At 68.0% G+C, this 18788-nt stretch carries 20 protein-coding genes; 7 read left to right on the top strand and 13 right to left on the bottom strand.

Annotation, left to right across the window (positions count from 1 at the left end; genetic code table 11):
• Positions 1 to 117: 117 nt before the first annotated feature.
• On the top strand, positions 118 to 1212 hold the full coding sequence (gene corA / locus RCP80_RS05875) for a magnesium/cobalt transporter CorA (RefSeq protein ID WP_308481440.1): 1095 nt from the start codon (positions 118 to 120) through the stop codon (positions 1210 to 1212).
• A gap of 131 nt (positions 1213 to 1343) precedes the next feature.
• Here the strand turns inward: corA and RCP80_RS05870 are convergent, their stop codons facing one another.
• The 6 genes from RCP80_RS05870 to RCP80_RS05845 all read right to left on the bottom strand — a co-directional run bounded on the left by RCP80_RS05870 (position 1344) and on the right by RCP80_RS05845 (position 6997).
• Positions 1344 to 1937, bottom strand: coding sequence for a suppressor of fused domain protein (locus RCP80_RS05870; RefSeq protein WP_373693456.1), 594 nt, complete (start codon positions 1935 to 1937; stop codon positions 1344 to 1346).
• On the bottom strand, positions 1934 to 3121 hold the full coding sequence (locus tag RCP80_RS05865) for an ABC transporter ATP-binding protein (RefSeq protein WP_308481439.1): 1188 nt from the start codon (positions 3119 to 3121) through the stop codon (positions 1934 to 1936). Before RCP80_RS05865 ends, RCP80_RS05870 begins: the two co-directional genes overlap by 4 nt.
• A gap of 2 nt (positions 3122 to 3123) precedes the next feature.
• A complete protein-coding gene (locus tag RCP80_RS05860; RefSeq protein ID WP_308481438.1) occupies positions 3124 to 3969 on the bottom strand; it encodes a carbohydrate ABC transporter permease in 846 nt (281 codons plus the stop codon).
• The gene (locus tag RCP80_RS05855) at positions 3970 to 4887 is read right to left on the bottom strand and encodes a carbohydrate ABC transporter permease (RefSeq protein WP_308481437.1); all 918 of its coding nucleotides are present in this window, start codon (positions 4885 to 4887) and stop codon (positions 3970 to 3972) included. It lies immediately after the preceding gene.
• Positions 4884 to 6233 carry an ABC transporter substrate-binding protein gene (locus RCP80_RS05850; RefSeq protein ID WP_308482719.1) on the bottom strand — a complete coding sequence of 450 codons (1350 nt, stop codon included), beginning with the start codon at positions 6231 to 6233 and terminating at the stop codon, positions 4884 to 4886. The genes RCP80_RS05855 and RCP80_RS05850 overlap by 4 nt, the downstream gene beginning before the upstream one ends.
• A gap of 236 nt (positions 6234 to 6469) precedes the next feature.
• The gene (locus RCP80_RS05845; protein ID WP_308481436.1) at positions 6470 to 6997 is read right to left on the bottom strand and encodes a YflT domain-containing protein; all 528 of its coding nucleotides are present in this window, start codon (positions 6995 to 6997) and stop codon (positions 6470 to 6472) included.
• Between the two features lie 135 nt (positions 6998 to 7132).
• Between RCP80_RS05845 and RCP80_RS05840 the strand changes: the two genes are divergently transcribed.
• Both RCP80_RS05840 and RCP80_RS05835 read left to right on the top strand, forming a co-directional pair.
• A complete protein-coding gene (locus tag RCP80_RS05840; protein WP_308481435.1) occupies positions 7133 to 7531 on the top strand; it encodes a DUF4190 domain-containing protein in 399 nt (132 codons plus the stop codon).
• Between the two features lie 4 nt (positions 7532 to 7535).
• Entirely contained in the window at positions 7536 to 8075 is a 540-nt protein-coding gene (locus RCP80_RS05835) for a DUF4190 domain-containing protein (RefSeq protein WP_308481434.1), read from the top strand.
• Between the two features lie 15 nt (positions 8076 to 8090).
• Here RCP80_RS05835 and RCP80_RS05830 read toward each other — a convergent pair whose 3' ends face one another.
• The 3 genes from RCP80_RS05830 to RCP80_RS25975 all read right to left on the bottom strand — a co-directional run bounded on the left by RCP80_RS05830 (position 8091) and on the right by RCP80_RS25975 (position 10743).
• Complete coding sequence (locus RCP80_RS05830; RefSeq protein ID WP_308481433.1) at positions 8091 to 9074, bottom strand: HpcH/HpaI aldolase/citrate lyase family protein; 984 nt, start codon at positions 9072 to 9074, stop codon at positions 8091 to 8093.
• A gap of 41 nt (positions 9075 to 9115) precedes the next feature.
• The gene (gene tnpB, locus RCP80_RS05825; RefSeq protein WP_373693455.1) at positions 9116 to 10495 is read right to left on the bottom strand and encodes an IS607 family element RNA-guided endonuclease TnpB; all 1380 of its coding nucleotides are present in this window, start codon (positions 10493 to 10495) and stop codon (positions 9116 to 9118) included.
• An 80-nt stretch (positions 10496 to 10575) separates the two neighbouring features.
• On the bottom strand, positions 10576 to 10743 hold the full coding sequence (locus RCP80_RS25975) for a hypothetical protein (protein WP_373693454.1): 168 nt from the start codon (positions 10741 to 10743) through the stop codon (positions 10576 to 10578).
• A gap of 143 nt (positions 10744 to 10886) precedes the next feature.
• Here RCP80_RS25975 and RCP80_RS05815 point away from each other — a divergent pair, with 143 nt between their 5' ends.
• The 4 genes from RCP80_RS05815 to RCP80_RS05800 all read left to right on the top strand — a co-directional run bounded on the left by RCP80_RS05815 (position 10887) and on the right by RCP80_RS05800 (position 15348).
• Positions 10887 to 12173, top strand: a complete 1287-nt coding sequence (locus RCP80_RS05815; RefSeq protein WP_308481431.1) for a magnesium transporter MgtE N-terminal domain-containing protein — start codon at positions 10887 to 10889, stop codon at positions 12171 to 12173.
• Entirely contained in the window at positions 12170 to 12721 is a 552-nt protein-coding gene (locus tag RCP80_RS05810) for a DUF1003 domain-containing protein (protein ID WP_308481430.1), read from the top strand. Before RCP80_RS05815 ends, RCP80_RS05810 begins: the two co-directional genes overlap by 4 nt.
• 103 nt (positions 12722 to 12824) lie before the next feature.
• Positions 12825 to 14135, top strand: a complete 1311-nt coding sequence (locus tag RCP80_RS05805; RefSeq protein ID WP_373693453.1) for a lytic transglycosylase domain-containing protein — start codon at positions 12825 to 12827, stop codon at positions 14133 to 14135.
• 73 nt (positions 14136 to 14208) lie between these two features.
• Positions 14209 to 15348 (top strand): Mrp/NBP35 family ATP-binding protein, encoded by a 1140-nt coding sequence (locus RCP80_RS05800; RefSeq protein ID WP_308481429.1) that lies wholly within the window; start codon positions 14209 to 14211, stop codon positions 15346 to 15348.
• A gap of 24 nt (positions 15349 to 15372) precedes the next feature.
• On the opposite strand, the gene tatB is transcribed toward RCP80_RS05800, so the two are convergent.
• From tatB to sigE, 4 genes are all read right to left on the bottom strand, one after another.
• Positions 15373 to 15759, bottom strand: coding sequence for a Sec-independent protein translocase protein TatB (tatB, locus tag RCP80_RS05795; RefSeq protein WP_308481428.1), 387 nt, complete (start codon positions 15757 to 15759; stop codon positions 15373 to 15375).
• On the bottom strand, positions 15759 to 17261 hold the full coding sequence (htrA, locus tag RCP80_RS05790; RefSeq protein WP_308481427.1) for a serine protease HtrA: 1503 nt from the start codon (positions 17259 to 17261) through the stop codon (positions 15759 to 15761). The genes tatB and htrA overlap by 1 nt, the downstream gene beginning before the upstream one ends.
• Positions 17262 to 17343: 82 nt before the next feature.
• Positions 17344 to 17751: an anti-sigma E factor RseA gene (gene rseA / locus RCP80_RS05785; protein ID WP_308482717.1), complete on the bottom strand. Its 408-nt coding sequence runs from the start codon at positions 17749 to 17751 to the stop codon at positions 17344 to 17346.
• 124 nt (positions 17752 to 17875) lie between these two features.
• Positions 17876 to 18631, bottom strand: coding sequence for an RNA polymerase sigma factor SigE (sigE, locus tag RCP80_RS05780; protein ID WP_308481426.1), 756 nt, complete (start codon positions 18629 to 18631; stop codon positions 17876 to 17878).
• Positions 18632 to 18788: the final 157 nt, after the last annotated feature.

Genomic DNA, 18788 nt, shown 5'->3' with positions numbered 1-18788 from the left:
GTTACTGCACCGGATAACCTCACCGAATGTGGTTCCCCCATCGTGAGGACGGGACGGTCCGCAGGCCCGCGGCGTAACATCACGGTGCGCTCGACCCTGCAGAAGGGAAGGTTGGTCATGCCGCCGTTTCGTGCCGTCCCTCCCGCGTTGCTCAGGGCAACCCGCACCCGTGCGACGGCCGAGCGGTACCCACGTCCCCCATCCGGCGCGATGGTCGACTGCGCGGTCTACCACGACGGCACGCGGTTGCCGGGTCAGTTCACCCCCATCGAGGCGATCGCCCGCGTCCGGGAACTGGAACAGGCCGGCCAAAAGGCCTACGCGTGGATCGGGTTGCACCAGCCCACCGAAGATCAAATGCATTCGGTGGCAGAGGTCTTCGACATCCACCCGCTGGCAGTCGAGGACGCCGTGCACGCTCATCAGCGCCCCAAGCTCGAGCGATACGACAACATGTTGTTCCTGGTGCTCAAGACGGTCAACTACGTCGAACACGAGTCGGTGCTGCTGACCCGTGAGATCGTCGAGACCGGCGAAATCATGGTGTTCGTCGGACCGGATTTCGTCGTCACCGTTCGGCACGGCGAGCACTCCGGGTTGGCCGGTGTCCGCAAAGCCCTCGAAAGCCGGCCGCGGCAGCTGGCGTTGGGGCCGTATGCGGTGATGCATGCGATTGCCGACCACGTCGTCGACAGCTATCTGGACGTGACGACGCTGATGGAGGCCGACATCGACACCATCGAGGAGGAGACGTTCTCCACCAACAGCAAGACCGACATCGGCCAGATCTACATGCTCAAGCGCGAAGTGGTGGAACTGCGCCGCGCGGTCGCCCCGCTCTCGGTGGAGCTGGGTCGGATCAACTCCGAATACAAGGATCTGCTTTCCAAAGAACTGGTCCGCTACATGCGCGACGTGCTCGATCATCAGACCCAGGCGGCCGACCGGATCGCCAGCTACGACGAGATGCTGTCCTCACTGGTGCATGCCGCGCTGGCGAAGGTGAGCGTGCAACAGAACGTCGACATGCGCAAGATCTCGGCCTGGGTCGCGATCGCCGCGGTACCGACCATGATCGCCGGCGTCTACGGCATGAACTTCGAGTACATGCCCGAACTCAATGAGCCCTGGGCCTATCCGGCGGTGCTGCTGCTGATGCTCACGGTGTGTTCACTGCTGTACGGCGTCTTTCGCCGCAACCACTGGCTCTGACAGCGCGACGACGGCGTCGCGTTAAAGGCGCGAGCGTTCGAAGGCGCGAGCGTGCGCAAACCACGGGAAATCAGCGGCGTGTCGGCCGGGGACTCGCCCGCTCGCGGAAAGAGGGTCGGGGGTGCTGCTCGCTAGACGCGGCCCGGATCCAGCACGTCGGTGCCGTCCTGCGCCCAGGTGGCCCGCAGTTCGTCGACACCCTTGAGCCGCACCCAGGCCGCCTCGTTGGCGGTGATCGGTGTGGCGGCCAAAAATTGCACCGCGTCCATCGGCGGCGACAGTTCCAGGTCGGCGATCTGTCCGGGACCCAGCAGCACGGCCGACAGCGGCGCGTGCCCGGGCTCCTGCGCCCACAACGCCGATCCGAGGTCTATCAGCGCATCCTCCACCAACACCAACCCGTCGACGGCCGGCGTCGCGGCCAGCAGCGCCACGGTACGGGCGATCCCCGGTGTGGGCACCGTATTACGCAGGCTCACAATCACTTCGGCGCGGGGGCCGCGCACCGGGTCGGCGGCCAGCGCAGCCGGATCCCCCATCGGATGCCGCGCGCACCCCAGCGAAACGTAATGCAGCACACCGTCGGCGTCGGGACCGAAGCGCAGCACCTCGATGCGCTCGATACCCAAAAACGTCACGCTGGCCGACCCCGGCTCGGTGTCCATGCCGCTGGCCGCGAAGTGCGCGCGCACGTGGGCGCGCACCTCGGCCAGAACTGAGCTCACCCGTCTCCGGCCGGGCGCAAGGTCAGGTTGACACCGGAATCGGCGTCGAAGACCAGCACTCGCGAGGAGTCGAACGACAGCTGCACGGTTTGCCCGGCGGTCACCGGGGAATCGGTGGACACCCGCGCGACGAATTCGTTTGCGCCCGCACCGGAGTCGGCGGCCAACTCGGCCAACTGCTCGGAATGCGCTCCCTCGCCGCCGGTGGCGAAGTACACGTATTTGTCGGCGCCCAGGGACTCCACCAGGTCCGCCTTGACCTCGAAGGTCAACGCGCGGATCCGCTGGTAGCCGTCGAGCAGGGTGGCGTCCTCGAAATGCTCGGGCCGCACGCCGACGATGATGTTCTTCGGTTTCGGGTGCGCCGCAATGTTGTCGAGCACCTCCTGGGTCAGGGTCACCTCCCCGAACGGCAGCTCCACACCCACCGGCGTCAACGTTGCGGGCAGGAAGTTCATCGACGGTGACCCGATGAAGCCGGCCACGAACAGGTTCGCCGGCCGCGCATACAACTCGTCGGGCGGACCGATCTGCTGGGCCACGCCGGCGCGCATCACCACCACCCGGTCGCCGAGTGTCATGGCCTCGGTCTGGTCGTGGGTGACGTAAACCGTCGTGGTGCCCAGCCGCTGCTGCAGGCGGGCGATCTCACCGCGCATCTGCACCCGCAGCTTGGCGTCGAGGTTCGACAACGGCTCGTCCATCAGGAATGCCTTGGGATCGCGCACAATTGCGCGCCCCATCGCCACCCGCTGCCGCTGACCACCGGAGAGCTGTGACGGTTTGCGGTCCAGCAACTCGGTGAGGTCGAGCACCTTCGCGGTGTCCTGCACCTTCTTGGCGATGTCGGCCTTGGGCAGCTTGGCCAAGGTCAGCGGGAAGGCGATGTTCTGCCGCACCGTCATGTGCGGATACAGCGCGTAGGACTGGAACACCATCGCGATATCGCGGTCCTTGGCGGCCTTCTCGTTGACCCGTTCACCGCCGATGGTCAGCTCACCGGAGGTGATGTCCTCGAGGCCCGCGATCATGTTCAGCGTGGTCGACTTACCGCAACCGGAGGGCCCGACCAGAATGATGAACTCGCCGTCGGCGATCGTCAGCGACAGATCCTTGACGGCGTCCCGGACGCCCTTGCCGTCGGGGTAACTCTTGGTCACATGCGAGAGAACGATCTCGGCCATCGCTAACCTTTCACCGCGCCAGAGGTCAAGCCGGCGACGATGCGCCGTTGGAAGATCAAGACAAACACAATGATCGGAATGGTGATCACCATCGCGCCGGCCGCAATCGAACCCGTCGGTTCCTCGAATTGCGAACTGCCGGTGAAGTTTGCGATGGCCACCGGGGCCGTGATGGCCGCCTTGGTCGCGGTCAGCGACAACGCCAGCAGCAGGTCGTTCCACGCGAAGATGAACACCAGGATGGCCGCGGTCACGATCCCCGGGGCCGCCAACGGCGCGATCACCATCCGGAACGCCTGCGCCGGGGTGGCCCCGTCCATCCGGGCAGCCTTCTCCAGATCCCACGGGATTTCCCGGAAGAACGCCGACAGGGTGTAGATGGCCAGCGGCAACGCGAACGTGATGTACGGGATCACCAGACCGGCCCAGGTGTCGAACAGTCCGATGTTGCGCCACATGTTGAAAATCGGTGTCACGAGCGAGATCTGCGGGAACATCGCGATGAGCAATGCCATGCCGACCAACAGCTTCTTGCCGGGGAAGTCCAGCCTGGCGATCGCGTAGGCGGCCATGCCGCCGATGACGACGGCGATCACGGTGGTGATCAGACCGATGCCGATCGAGTTGATCAGTGCCGAGTTGAAGATGTTGGTCGCGCCGCCGGTGAAGATCGCGCGGTAATTGTCGAAGGTGATCTGCGACGGAATCAGGTTGCCGTCCTTGACCATCGACGTGGGCTTGAGCGACAGCGACAGGATCCACAGCACCGGCAGCAGTGCGTAGATCACCACGACGACGTTGACGACGGTCCAGCCGGCGGCCCGGCCCCCACTCAAGCGCGTCGACATCTAGCGCTCCTCGCTATCTGCCCCCGGCGCCGACGCGCCGAACAACTTGATGAACACGAAGGCGATGATCGCCACGCAGACGAACACCAACACGCTGATCGCCGAGCCCAATCCGATGGAGAAACCCTTGAAGAGGTTGTCGTAGCCGAGGATCGACACCGACGCGGTGTTGTTTGCGCCGGCGGTCAGAATGTAGATGTTGTCGAAGATCCGGAAGGCGTCCAGCGTGCGGAACAGCAACGCCACCAGGATTGCCGGCTTCATCATCGGCAGGATGATGCGGGTCAACCGCCGCCAGGGACCGGCGCCGTCGACCTGGGCGGCCTTGAGCAGATCGTCGGGCACCAACGCCAGGCCGGCCAGCAGCAGCAGCGCCATGAACGGCGTGGTCTTCCACACCTCGGCCAGGATCACCACCGCCAACGACGGCCACTGCTCGGTCAACGGTGCGGTGCCCTCGGGCAGGAGGTTGGCCAGGTAGCCGGTGCCGGGGGTCCAGGCGTAGTACCAGCTGTAGGCGGCCGCGACCGTGACGATGCCGTACGGGATCAGGACGACGGTGCGCACCACGCCCTTCCCGAAGATGGTGCGGTGCATGACCAGTGCCAGCGTCAGACCCAGGACGAACTCGATGGCCACCGAGATCACCGTGACGGTGGTGGTGACGCCCAGCGCCGACCACCAGTAGCCGTCGGTCAGCACCGTGACGTAGTTGCTCAATCCGACGAACGACGTGTCGTCGGGCTGGGCGAGGTTGTAGCGCTGCAGGCTCAGCCACACCGCGTAACCGATGGGATAGGCGGTGACCGCCACCATCAGGATGACCGCGGGAGCGATCAGCAGATACGCCAGTTTGCGTTCGGATCTGCGGTCGTCGCTGAGGCGCCGAGCCGGCGCTGCGGGGGCGGCGGTCGTCACGGGATCAGGCCCCTCCCGTCGATCGCCTTCTGCACCTGTTCGGCGAGTTCGTCAGCCGTGCGTTCGGGGTCGATGTCGGTGATCGGCGCCAAGGTGGCCGACATCATGGTCGACACCGCCTGATACAGCGGGGTGGCGGGGCGGACGGCCGCATTGGTCAGTTGCTCCTGAATGATGGCGTACTGCGGGTACTTCGCTTGGAACGCGGGATCGGCGTACAGCGACGTCCGCACCGCGGGCAGACCACCCTCGATCGAGGTGAACTGCTGGTTCTCCTCGTTGCGCAAGCACCGGATGGCCTCGAACGCCTCGGCCGGATGCCGGGTGGTCTTGGCCACGGCGAGGTTCAGGCCGCCGAGGGTGACCCGGGCCGGCTCACCGGCGCGCACCCCCGGATACGGGGCGAAACCGAACACCTGCTGGCTCTCGGTGTAAGCGATGTCGAACTGCTCGTCGGTCGGGGAGAACGTGCCGACCTCGTTGATCGCGGACTGCAGGTCGGGGCGCTCGTCGAGCGGGAGGAACGACACCCCACCCTTGACGGCGTTCTCGAGCATCGACGGAAGGACGAAGGGCCAGTTGACTTCCAGCGCCGCCTTGCCCTGCTCGAGCGCCAGCCGCGCGGTGCCCTCATCGGTCTGGGTGATCGACGGGTCGGCTCCGGGCGCGGTCGCCACGGCCTTCATGATCGACAGCGCCTTGACGGTGGCGTCGCGGTGCTCCGGGGTGTCGGTCAGGGTGACCCGCTCGCCGTCGTCGGAGAGCACCTGTCCGCCAGCGCTTTCCAGCAGCGTGTTGAACCACACCACCAGCCCCTCGTACTGCTTGGCCTGGACGGCGATCCAACTGGGCTGGCCCGCGGCGTGCAACCGGGTGGCCTCGGCCACCATGCCGTCCCAGGTGGTGGGCGGCTCGGCCATCAAATCCGGCCGATACCAGAGCAACTGGGTGTTGGTGGTGACGGGCGCGGCGTACAGCTTGTCCTGCCACTTCGCCGTCTCCAGCGGTCCCGGCAGGGTGTTGTTGGTGGCGTCGGCCTCGGCCTGGCCGGCGGGGTCGTCCGAAAGCGGAAGTGCCCAACCGGCTTCGGCGAACTCGGCCGTCCACACCACGTCGAGGGCCATCACGTCGAGGGTGCGGTCGTTGCCGGTGAGCCGCCGGGCCAGCTGCAGCCGCTGATCGTCGGCACCCTTGGGCAGGCTGACCTGCTCGATGGTGAAGCGGCCCGCGAGTTCCTCATTGCAGCGTTTGGCCACCGCGGTGAAGGTCGCCGTCTCACTGGCGGGGGTGTAGAAACTGACCACCACCCCGTCGGGCGGCGAACCACAGGCCGCAACGGTCGACATCGCGGTGAGCGCGGCGAGGGTGCCGGCGCCGAGCTTCCTTAACCGGGCGCGCTTACCCGTCGAGCGTGCGCGTGCTGCCGCCAAATGCTCACACCGCCTCTCGCCTCCACATTCGGGTTACTCCCGCGCGTGAACCGTAGAGCCACGCCCACGTGACACGCAACACTTGTGGCACGCGCGTCGCATTTCGAGCAGGCTATCGAAGCGGCTTTGGCGGGCGGAGCGGCCCCGCCGGCTCAGATCTTCAGCCGCGCCAGCAGGTCGCGGCCGCGTTCGGCATTCTGCGGGTCACACAGCACGTCGTAGCGGCCGGCGACCAGCTGCATCGTGGAGCTGAAATCGCGCGTGCCGCGCGCCATCGCGTACGGAATGGCCGAGGTGATGAGACCGAAGAAGACGCCCGCGATCAGACCCGTCAGCAGCGCGGCCCACGGGTTGGGGCTGAAGAAACCCAGCACCAGGCCGATGAAGAAGCCCAGCCAGGCGCCGGTGAGGATGCCGCCGCCGAGCACCTTGGGCCAGGACAGCCGACCCGTGACGCGCTCGACCTGCATCAGGTCGACACCGACGATCGTGACCTGCTGAACCGGGAACTCCTGATCGGACAGATAGTCGACGGCGCGCTGCGCCTCGGCGTAGGTCGGATAGGACCCGATGGGCCACCCCTTGGGTGGCGTGGGCAGGTTGATCGGTCCGCGCCGGCTCGCACCGGGCTGGGCTGAACCCGGCCCAGCCGCCGGACCGGGCTGAAATGGACTGGTCATCGGTGCTCATTCTCCTCTTCGGTGCCGATTGTTTCAGCGCTTCGCGGGTTGCCGGTGCAACGAACCGGCGCGGGCAATGGTGCCGGATGCCTGAGGTTCCACCGCTCGACCTGCGGATACGCTAGGTTTATCAGCATGACAGCCGCGGACGGCGATGCTCGCCCGGATCCGCACCTGCCCGAGGAGTGGGCCGCCCACCCCCCGCCGCCCCACGGCGCCCACCCCGTCCCGGGCTATCCGCACCAGGTCCCGCCGGGCGCCGATAATCCCGCCTATTCGGGGTACGAATACGGGCCCCCGACCGCCGCGGGCACCAACCCGATGGCGGTCGCGGCGCTGGTGGCCTCGATCGTCGGTTTCGCACCGTATTTCGGTGGCGTCTTTTCGATTGCCGGCATCGTGCTCGGTACCGTGGCGCTCAACCAGATCAAGCAGGCCCCGCAGAACGGTTACGGACTGGCCGTGGCCGGCATCGTCGTCGGGGTCGCCACCCTGATCATCGGATTGATCTGGACCATCTACGCGATGCGATGAGGACATGACAACACCGAACCCGAACCCCGGCGACGCCAACTCGGGCGAGCACCAGAATCCGGCGGATCCCAACGCAGCGTGGGACTACCCGGCGGGATACCCGGACCCGCCGGCCTACCCGCCGCCCCCGGCGGACTACCCACCACCGCCCGGATACGGGGCCTATCCCCCGCCGCCGCTCGGTGGTTATCCGCCCCCGCCCGGGTACGGCGGCTATCCCGGGGGCTTCGGTGGCCCACCCGGGCCGTATGACCCCTACGCGACGTCGATCCCGGCCGGCACCAACAGCCTGGCGACCGCGTCGCTGATCACCTCGATCGTGGGCGCGCTGCTCAGCCTGATCTGTTGCATCGGCGGATTCCTGCCGGTCGTGGGCATCGTGCTCGGCACCGTCGCGCTCAACCAGATCAAGCGGACCAATCAGGAGGGCCGCGGGATGGCCATCGCCGGGATCGTCATCGGCGCGGTGACCCTGGCGTTGCTGATCCTGCTGTTCACGGTGCTCGGTGCGATCGGAATGTCGAACGACAACTGGACGCTGTAGCCGCGTCCCGCCCGACTAGTTCGGCGGGGTGAACGGCGCCCCCTGACGTTTCATACCGGCCGCGCGCCCCTTGCCGGCGATCACCAACGCCATCTTGCGGCTGGCCTCGTCGATCATCTCCTCGCCCAGCATCACCGCGCCGCGCGCCCCGCCGGCCAGCGAGGTGTGCCATTCGTAGGCCTCGAGGATCAACTCGGCGTGGTCGTAGTCGGCCTGCCGGGGGCTGAAGATCTCGTTGCCCGCGGCGATTTGATCCGGGTGCAGCACCCACTTGCCGTCGTAGCCCAACGCCGCGGCCCGGCCGGCCACCCGGCGGAATGCGTCCACGTCCCGGATCTTGAGGAACGGGCCGTCGACGGCGGCGATGCCGTGCGTCCGGGCCGCCACCAGGATCGTCATCAGAACGTGGTGGTACGCGTCGCCCTCGGTGTATCCCTCGGGCTGTTCCCCCACCACCAGCGTGCGCATGTTCAGGCTCGCCATCAGGTCGGCGGGACCGAGCACCAGCGCCTGCACCCGGGGATGCGCCGCGATCGCGTCGATGTTGGTCAGCCCCCGGGCGTCCTCGATCTGGGCGTCGATCCCGATCCGACCGACGTCCAGACCGTGGGTGTGCTCGAGCTGGGTCAGCAGCAGGTCCAGCGCGGTGATGTGGGAGACGTCGGTCACCTTGGGCAACACCACGACATCGAGGTGCGCACCGGCCGCGGCGACGACCTCGATGGTGTCGGCGTGGGTCCACGGGGTCGTCCAGTCGTTGACCCGGACGCCGCGCTGTTGCCGCCCCCAGCCCGGTTCGGCCAGCGCGGCGGCAACCTCGGTGCGCGCCTGGGCCTTGGCGTCGGGTGCCACGGCGTCCTCGAGGTCGAGGAACACCTGGTCGGCGGGCAGGCCCTTGGCCTTGTCGATCATCTTGCGGCTGCTGCCCGGCACGGACAGGCAGGTCCTCCTGGGATGGACGAGTTCGTCTTCTAGGCCGGATCGATGCGCACTGTTCACGGTTCCACTCCTACCGTTGCGAGTACGTGAAACTCTAGTGGTCACGACTCGCACCCCATCTCGGGGTTGTTCCCCGGCCGAGTGGCCGGTTCCCTTTCGCGCTTCACGGCCTCCAGCCCGGCCAGTCCGGGTCTTACGGTCGGCTCCACGCTTGACGGCGGCCCCAACTGGGCCGACGACGCTAGAGTTTCCTCGTAGCGTGCGAGGTTGATAGATGCGTTGTCATCGCGCTGATGTGGCGCTGCCGAACAGCCGTCACATTGCCACTGTTCGGTCCATCCGATGTCCTGCACATGCCCGCAGGCATGGCAGGTTTTCGACGACGGGAACCAGCGGTCAGCAATGACCAGCTGCGACCCGTACCAACCCGTCTTATAGGACAGGTGGCGGAGCAGTGTGGCCAGGGCAGCGTCCGAGAGTCCACGCCGCCTGGCGCGAGCCCCCGGTAAGCCCTTTTGCCGCAACATCCCCGCGGTGTCCAATCTTTCAACAACGATCCGGCCGTGGGTTTTAGCCAACCGTGTTGTGAGGACGTGCAGGTGATAAGCGCGGACGTCGTTGACCCGGCGGTGCAGCCGGGACAGTGCAGTGCTGCGTTCCCGGTAACGTCGGGAACCTTTCACACAGCGCGACCGGGCACGCGAAACATGGCGCAACTCACGCAGCGCGTTGTCCAACGGGCGCGGGTTCTCGACCCGCTCAATCACGGTGCCGTCAGCGGTGGCCACGGTGGCTAACCGCCGCACGCCGACATCGACACCGACCCGCGAATCAGGTCGCACCACACCGGCTTGCTGGGGCCGTTTGACCACAACCCGCACACTCGCATCCAGGCGAGTGCCGTTGCGGCGAACCGAGATCGCCAACACCCGCGCCCGCCCGGCACGGATGAGCCGCTCGACACGACGGGTGTTCTCGTGCGTGCGGACAGTGCCGACCACCGGAAGCGTGAGGTGACGACGGTCGGGCTCGACCCGCATGGCGCCGGTAGTGAAGGACACCCGGTCAATGTCGCGGCCTTTCCGTTTGAACCGCGGAAAGCCGACCCTTTTCCCGGCACGCTTGCCTGCACGGGAAGTCTGCCAGTTCCAATAGGCGTGCACCGCTCCAGCGATGCCGTCGGCGTAGGCCTCCTTCGAACATTCCTGCCACCACACCGCACCAGTCTCAGCGTTGACACACACCTCGTCTTTGACCGTGTTCCAGCGTTTCCGCAACACCCGAAGGGACGGCTTCGCCGCCTGCGTCCCGGCTGCGTGCCACGCTTCGATATCGGCTTTCAGGATGGCCACGGCCCAGTTGTACGCCTTGCGCCGCGCGCCGAAATGCCTTGCCAACGAACTCGCTTGATCCTCGGTCGGGTCCAGCGTGAACCGAAACGCCTGCACACACCGTCCGTCAGGGACCTCCAACTTCGCCATCACGCCACACCTCGATCATCGGTCGCTGCGACGGACAGCACCCACCACAACCAGCCTTGGCCCGGTGCGGCCAGTGCGGCCTACACAGATTCCGAGCCGAGCCGGTCCAGATACTCGCCCAAGTTCCGGTGCACCGACCGCACACGCAGCAGGGCAACAAACGTCCGACGGTGCCAGCTCAACGCAGACCCGACGTCGATCTCGAACTTGTCGACCGGGATCTGCTGGACCTTCGCCCACGCAGTCATCCGCGCAACACCGCCGTGCCCACTCGAAGTCCGGTACGAGCGCAACGCCGTTGCGCTCAGCCCACGCCACCAGATTCATATTTCTGTTCCTACAGCACACCACCGACAACTCAGCTCGCAATGGGTGTGCGACCCTTTGAACTATGGCGGCGGTGAACAGGGTCTACGCAGCACGGCTCGCCGGTCTGGTGGTACTGGGACCCGACGGCGAATCGCTGGGGCGGGTTCGCGATGTCGTGGTGAGTATCAGCATTGTGCGTCAGCAACCGCGGGTCATCGGCCTGGTGGTCGAATTGCTCACGCGCCAAAGGATTTTCGTGCCGATTCTGCGGGTGACCGCGATCGAACCGCATGCGGTGACATTGACCACCGGCAACGTGTCGCTGCGCCGGTTCGCCCAGCGTCCCGGCGAGGCCCTGGTGCTGGGACAGGTGCTCGACACCCGGGTGCGGGTCAACGACCCCGAGCTCGAAGAGCTCGCGGGCACCGACTTGAACGTCGTCGACCTCGGCATCGAGCAGACCCGGTCCCGGGACTGGGTGGTGACCCGGGTCGCGGTGCGCAACCACCGGCGCCTCGGCCGGCGCAGCAACGTCTACGTGGTGGACTGGCAGAACGTCTCCGGTCTGACCCCGTCGGCGTTGTCGATGCCCGGCCAGGGCGTCGCGCAGTTGTTGCACCAATTCGAGGGCCAGCGCCCGATCAAGGTCGCCGACGCCATGCGGGAACTGCCCCCCAAGCGGCGCACCGAGGTACTCAACGCCCTCGACGACGAACGGTTGGCCGACATCCTGCAGGAACTCTCCCAGGACGAGCAGGTCGAGGTGTTGCAGACGCTGGGCACCAAGCGCGCGGTCGACGTGCTGGAGGCCATGGATCCCGACGACGCGGCCGACGTGCTCGGCGAACTCAATCCGACCGAGGCCGAACTGCTGCTGGCGCGGATGGATCCCGAGGACTCGGATCCGGTGCGGCGGCTGCTGCAGCACTCCCCCGACACCGCGGGCGGTCTGATGACCTCCGAGCCGGTGGTCGTCGGGACCGACACCACGGTGGCCGAGGCGCTGGCGCGGGTGCGCGACCCGGACCTGACGCCCGCGCTGTCCTCGCTGGTGTTGGTGGTGCGTCCGCCGACGGCCACCCCGACCGGGCACTACCTCGGCGGCGTGCATCTGCAGCGGCTGCTTCGGGAGCCGCCGGCGGCGCTGGTCAGCGGCATCCTGGATGACGATCTGCCCAGCCTGACGCCCGAGATGCCACTGTCGGCGCTGACCCGCTACTTCGCCGCCTACAACCTGGTGTGCGGTCCCGTCCTCGACGAGGCCGGCCACCTGCTGGGTGCGGTGACCGTCGACGACGTGCTCGACCATCTGCTGCCGCACGACTGGCGGGCGCGCGACGACGAAGTCGAACTGGATCCGGCGCCGTGAGCAACCGGCTCGACACCCCGCGGGTTTCGCGGCGCCCCCGGTTCAACGTCGACGCCGAGGCGGTCGGCAAGTTCAGCGAGTCGATCGCCCGGTATCTGGGCACCGGCCGTTATCTGATGTGGCAGACGATGCTGGTGATCGTCTGGATTGCGCTGAACCTCGGGGCGTTCGCCTGGCAGTGGGATCCCTACCCGTTCATCCTGCTCAACCTGGCGTTTTCGACCCAGGCCGCCTACGCGGCCCCCTTGATCCTGCTCGCGCAGAACCGGCAGGAGAACCGCGACCGGGTGTCGCTGGAGGAAGATCGCCGCCGCGCGCAGCAGACCAAGGCCGACACCGAATACCTGGCCCGCGAGCTGGCGGCGCTGCGGTTGGCGGTCGGCGAGGGCGTCACCCGCGACTACCTCCGCAAAGAGCTCGACGAGCTGCGCGAACTGCTGGAGGCGCTGCAACCCGAACCGGGTGAGAAGCCCGAGAAAACCCGGGCCCGCAAGGGCGACGCGTCCGAACCGCACGGTCCCCGGAAGCAACGGGACGGACAAGCGTGACCATTGTTGCCACAGAGCAGATTCGACTAGGTATGGTGACTTGATTCACAAGTCCAAACCCGGACGGGTACGACAGCCTACGGAAGCCACAGAGGACGGTCGAGTGCGCATAAGGGGCGGCTTGGGTGCACACCCGGCCCTGTCGGCGGCGCTGAGTTCTGCGCGTGACCTGACGTCGCGGGCGGTGCGCTCGCCGGCGGTCGGCGTCGTCGTCATCGCACCGCTGGTGCTGGCCGCGGCCGTCGGCGCCGCCGGGCCCGTACCGGCACCGGCACCCGCGGCGGTGCAGAACACCGACGTGCTGCCCATGGTGGCCGTGGCCCCCACCCCGCTGGACACCTCCGGACCGACCGTGGTGGCCGTCGCCAGGCCCGCGACCAGCTTCAACGTCGCCTCCGCCAGCACCGCGGCGCCACCGCCGTCGGCCGTGGTGACCGCCCCGGGCGCATTGCGCATCCCCTCAATCGCGCTGAGCGCCTACCGCAACGCCGAGTCGATGATGACCCGGGCCTACCCGGACTGCGGGGTCAGCTGGAACCTGCTGGCCGGGATCGGCCGCATCGAGTCCGGGCACGCCAACGGCGGAGCCACCGACACCCGCGGCAACCCCGTGAAGCCGATCTACGGCCCGACCCTGGACGGCACCCTGCCGGGCAATGAGGTCATCGTGCAGAGCGTGCAGGCCGGCCGCGTCACCTACGCCCGCGCGATGGGCCCGATGCAGTTCCTGCCGGGCACCTGGTCGCGGTACGCCTCCGACGGCGACGGTGACGGTGAGGCCGACCCGCAGAACATCTACGACGCCACGCTGGCCGCGGCCCGCTATCTGTGCAGCGGCAACCTGAACCTGCGCGACCAGGATCAGGTGCTGACCTCGATCCTGCGCTACAACAACTCAATGGCCTATGCCCGCAACGTGTTGGGCTGGGCGGCCGCCTATGCCACCGGCGTCGCGCCGGTGGACCTGCCGCCCATCAACGGCCCCGTCCCCGCGATCAACGTGTCGTCGCACATCAACGCCTACAAGGGGCTGGGTCCGGACCTGCCGGGCACCGCCTTGGGCCTGCCGTCCACGGATCCGATGGCGCGCAACCCGATGCTGGCCCAGACCGACGTCGCCAACCAGTTGCCGGTGCCGCCCGGACCCGAGGCACTGCCGGGCACAGCACCGGCCTCGCCGTGCGTGGTGTTCTGCATCAGTGAGAAGCGCCCGTCCACCCCGCCGGCCGCACCGCCGGCACCGTTCACGCCGCCGTGGATGGGGCCCCCGCCGCCCGCGGCGCCGGGTCTGCCGCCCGCTCCCGCGCCGGCCGTCCCGCCTGCACCGGCACCGTTCACGCCGCCCTGGATGGCGCCCGCACCGCCGCCGGCTCCGGCGTTGCCGCTGGGACCGGCACCCGGTCCTGCGGCCTAGATCGCTGCCGCCGGCCGCTGCTACCGGCCATCGGTGCCAAGGGCGCAATGCGCGCGGCCTAGACTTGACGCTGATGACTCAAAGCCCTGACCTCGTAGCCGCGGTTCGCACCGCGCTGGCCAAAGTGATCGATCCCGAGTTGCGTCGGCCGATCACCGAACTCGGCATGGTGAAAAACATCGAGGTCGGCCCCGATGCAGCCGTGCACGTCGAGATCTACCTGACCACGGCGGCCTGTCCGAAGAAGACCGAGATCAGCGAGCAGGTCACTCGGGCCGCCGCCGACGTTCCGGGCACCGGCGCGGTCCGGGTCACCCTTGATGTGATGAACGACGAGCAGCGCACCGAACTGCGCAAGCAACTGCGCGGTGACGCCGCGGAGCCGGTCATCCCCTTCGCCCAGCCCGGTTCGTTGACGCGGGTGTACGCGGTGGCCTCCGGCAAGGGCGGGGTCGGCAAGTCCAGCGTGACCGTCAACCTCGCGACCGCGATGGCGGCCCGCGGCATGTCCGTCGGGCTCGTCGACGCCGACATCTACGGCCATTCGGTGCCACGGATGATGGGCACCGACGACCGGCCCGTGCAGGTCGACTCGATGATCGTGCCGCCGGTGGCGCACGACGTGAAGGTGATCTCCATCGCCCAGTTCACCCAGGGCAACACGCCCGTGGTGTGGCGCGGACCGATGCTGCACCGCGCGTTGCAGCAGTTCCTGGCCGACGTCTACTGGGGCGACCTGGACGTGCTGCTGCTGGACCTGCCGCCCGGCACCGGTGACATCGCGATCTCGGTGGCGCAACTGATCCCCACCGCCGAGATCCTGGTGGTGACCACGCCGCAGCTGGCGGCCGCCGAGGTCGCCGAGCGCGCGGGCGCGATCGCGCTGCAGACCCGTCAACGCATCGTCGGGGTGGTGGAGAACATGTCCGGGCTGGTATTGCCGGACGGCACCACGATGGCGATCTTCGGCGAAGGCGGCGGCCGGCAGGTGGCCGAGAGCCTGTCGCGGTCGGTCGGTGCCGACGTGCCGCTCCTGGGTCAGGTGCCGCTCGACCCGGCACTGGTCACGGCCGGGGACACCGGGGTTCCGCTGGTGCTGTCCGCACCGGATTCGGCGGCCGGCAAGGAACTGCAGTCGATCGCCGACGCGCTGTCCACCCGCAAGCGTGGACTGGCCGGGATGTCGCTGGGGCTGGACACCACCCGGCGCTGAGTCGGCCCTGCCGGACCGACGCGCTCAGGTGGCGTCCGGGTCGAACTTGGTCGGGCGCTCCGGCGCGGGTTCGCCATCGGGTGCCGGCGGCGGTGGTGTCGGCGGCGGCGCGGACGTGTCGTATTTGCCGGTGAAGATCGAATCATCGCCGTCGAGAAGGTGTTTGGTGATCGCGGCGCGCGGCGTCATCCCACGCAGTTTGTTGAGTTCGCTCAGCGGCTGCCTGAGGTCCTCGAATTCGGGGCCGAAGTCCTCCCGCAGCGACGTCGTGGCCCCGCTGACGTAGTCGCGGGCCTGCCGCAGCGCGTTGCCGGTCCACCGGATGGCGCCGGGCAGCCGCTCCGGTCCGAGCACCACCAGGCCGATGACCACCAACATCAGCATCTCGGCCCAGCCGACGTTCGCGAACATCAGGTGTCCGGTTGTGGGGTCACCCGTAGGACGACGTTGCGGCCGTCGCGCACCACCTCGATCTCGGCTTCCTCGCCGGCCTTGAGCTTGCGCACCGCGACGATCATCTCGTCGGCGTCGGCAACCTTGCGGTCGGCCACCCGGACCACCACGTCGTTCTCGAGTATGCCGGCCTGTTCCGCGGGGCTGCCGGGTTTGACGTCGGCGACCTGTGCACCGGAGGCCAGGTCGTTGCTCACCGAGCGTGCACTCAGGCCCAGGGTGGGGTGCGCGATCCGGCCGTCCTTGATCAGCGCCTCGGCCGTCAGCTTCACCTCGTTGACGGGGATGGCGAAGCCCAAGCCGCTGGCACTGTCGGACAGCGACTTGCCCGCGGTGTTGATCCCGATGACCTCGGCGTTCATGTTGATCAGCGGACCACCGGAGTTGCCGTGGTTGATCGAGGCGTCGGTCTGGATGGCGTCGATCACGGTGTTGGTGTCCGAACCGTCACCGGACAGCGGCACCGGGCGTTCGAGGGCGCTCACGATGCCGTGGGTCACGGTGCTGCGCAATCCCAACGGGGCGCCCGCGGCGATGACTTCCTCACCGACCTGTACCTTCTCCGAGTCACCCAGCCGGGCCACCGTCAGATTGTCGACGTTGTCGACCTTGATCACCGCGAGGTCGGTCTTGGGGTCGCGGCCGACGAGATTGGCGGGCACTTCCTTGCCGTCGTTGAAGACCACGGTCATCTTGTACTGGGCCGGGTTGCTGGCCGCCTCGGAGATGACGTGGTTGTTGGTCACGATGTAGCCGCGGCCGTCGATCACCACACCGGAGCCCTGCGAACCGGACTGGTCGCTGACCGCTTCGATGGTGACCACCGAATCGGCCACCGACCTCGCCACCTCGGCGAACCGGCCCGCCGGTTCCGCCTCGGCCCCGCCGGTCTCCAGCGTCACCTTCGAAGTGGTGAAGGCCTCCACCACCTCGGCGGTCTTGCGGCCGAACCAGCCGCCGACCAGCCCGATCGTCAGCGCCAGGACCGCCAGGATCGCCAGCGCGCGGTAGGACACCCGGCCGCCGAAGAGGACGTCGCGCACGCCGAGTTGTGCGGTGCTGCCCGTGGCGGGCGGATGCGACTGCTGCTCGACGGCGGGGCTGCCCAGCGCCGCCGGGGCGGCCGGGTCGCGCCATGGATCATCGGGGTCTTCGAGGCCGCGGGTCTCGGCGTCGAGGGCACCGGCGTCGATCGGGTGCCGCTGCAACGAGTCGGCACCGTCGTGGGGGCGCCCGAACGCCTCGGCCAACACCGGGTCGGGGGGTTGATCGCGGGGCGCGAACTCGTCGTCGTCGCGGAACCGCTTGGACCGCAGGTTCTCGCCGATGAAGGAACCGTCGACCCCTGCGGGGCGGCCGAAGGTCCGACGGGACGCCTCGTCCACGGGCGGTCGGGACACGGGACGCGGCGCCAGGCGCGGGCCGCTGGACCCCGGCGCGGAGTCTTGGTTAGGGCTCAAGTCATCCTCTTCTGGCGCTCACGCAGCACGGGACTCGTCTCCTCCGAGGCCCGGCCGTGCAGTGGGTCCGGCGTGGTCCACCCTACCGGCGACGACGCCGGCCGCGGGCGCGGTCATCCGCTAACTGCTCGCTCAGTGGGCCCGCGGCGTCATCGGGCGGTGTCAGCGGCGCGTGGGGGATCTGCGACAGCGCCGAAAACAGTGAACTCGGCATGCTGATGGGACACGACGACTCACGCAGGGCCGCGCGGGTCTGCTGCTGCGCCTCGATCTCGGCGGCGCACTGAGCGCACAACGACAGGTGATGCGCGGCGCGCAGGTGGGCGTTCATCCGCAACTCGCCGTCGACGTAGGCGGCGATGGCCTCGGTGGACAGGTGTTCGGTGGAGCCAAACTGCCGCGGCGCCCCGACGGGCGTATCGCTCTGCGAGGCGAACTGGGCGGGCAGCCATGAGAAGGCGCGGCGGAACAGGTGTCCACGCTCGACCATCACCTGCACTCCTCTCCCACCGACTCGGTGGCGTACTCGCCGCCGAACAGATCCACCTCGAATGTAGCGCGCCACGCGCGCACGTTGATAGCGATAGTTCACGGCCATGACCGAATTTCTCGCGTCAGACCGGGTCGGCGGCCGGCTGATTGGCGGCCAGGTAGGCGCGGATCGCGTGCCGGCCACGATGGATGCGGCTGCGCACGGTGCCGAGCTTGACGTCGAGCGTCGCACCGATCTCTTCGTAGGACAGCCCCTCGATGTCGCACAGCACCACCGCGGCGCGGAACTCTGGCGGCAACGAGTCCAGCGCGGCCTGCAGGTCGGGGTTCAAGCGGGCGTCGTGGTAGATCTGCTCGGGGTTCGGGTCGTCGGCGGGCACCCGGTCGTAGTCCTCCGGCAATGCCTCCATCCGAATCCGGGCACGGCGTCGCACCATGTCCAGGAAGAGGTTGGTGGTGATGCGGTGTAGCCAGCCCTCGAAGGTTCCGGGCTGGTAGTTCTGCACCGAGCGGAACACCCTGATGAAGGTGTCCTGGGTGAGATCCTCGGCATCGTGCTGATTGCCGGAGAGGCGGTAGGCCAGCCGGTAGACCCGGTCGGCGTGTTGGCGCACCAACTCATCCCAGGACGGCATCGTGGCCAGGTCACCGGTGGCGTCGAACACCGCCGTGCCCTGCGGTTCCTCGCTGGTTTCCACCCACTGCGCAGTGTCCTGCTCGAAGTGGGCCATGGTGGTCGGGGCCATCAATGGGGCGGTCGTCGGATCCTCCTCGTCGTGGCTGCGGACCGTGGCCCGCAAGGCGTCCCCCTCGGCAACATCGAGGTGCGGGGGGATATTCCCGAGTTCAATCCCGCCCAAACGTGCGCCGCGTTCCATGCGCTTACCGTCGTCTATCGGCGTGTGGCGGGGGTGTGAGCAAACTGAACTTTCACTGAGAATGCTGTCACACCGTCGCGGTGCTGCGAAAACGTCGTCGACCTCGGCAAAACCCGTGCGGCGACCCGGGCGTGTCGCGGCCCCGGAAATCGCCGCC

This window comes from Mycolicibacterium sp. MU0053 (genome assembly GCF_963378095.1).
Taxonomy (GTDB): Bacteria; Actinomycetota; Actinomycetes; order Mycobacteriales; family Mycobacteriaceae; genus Mycobacterium; species Mycobacterium burgundiense.
This window is presented reverse-complemented; position numbering and strand designations above follow the sequence as displayed.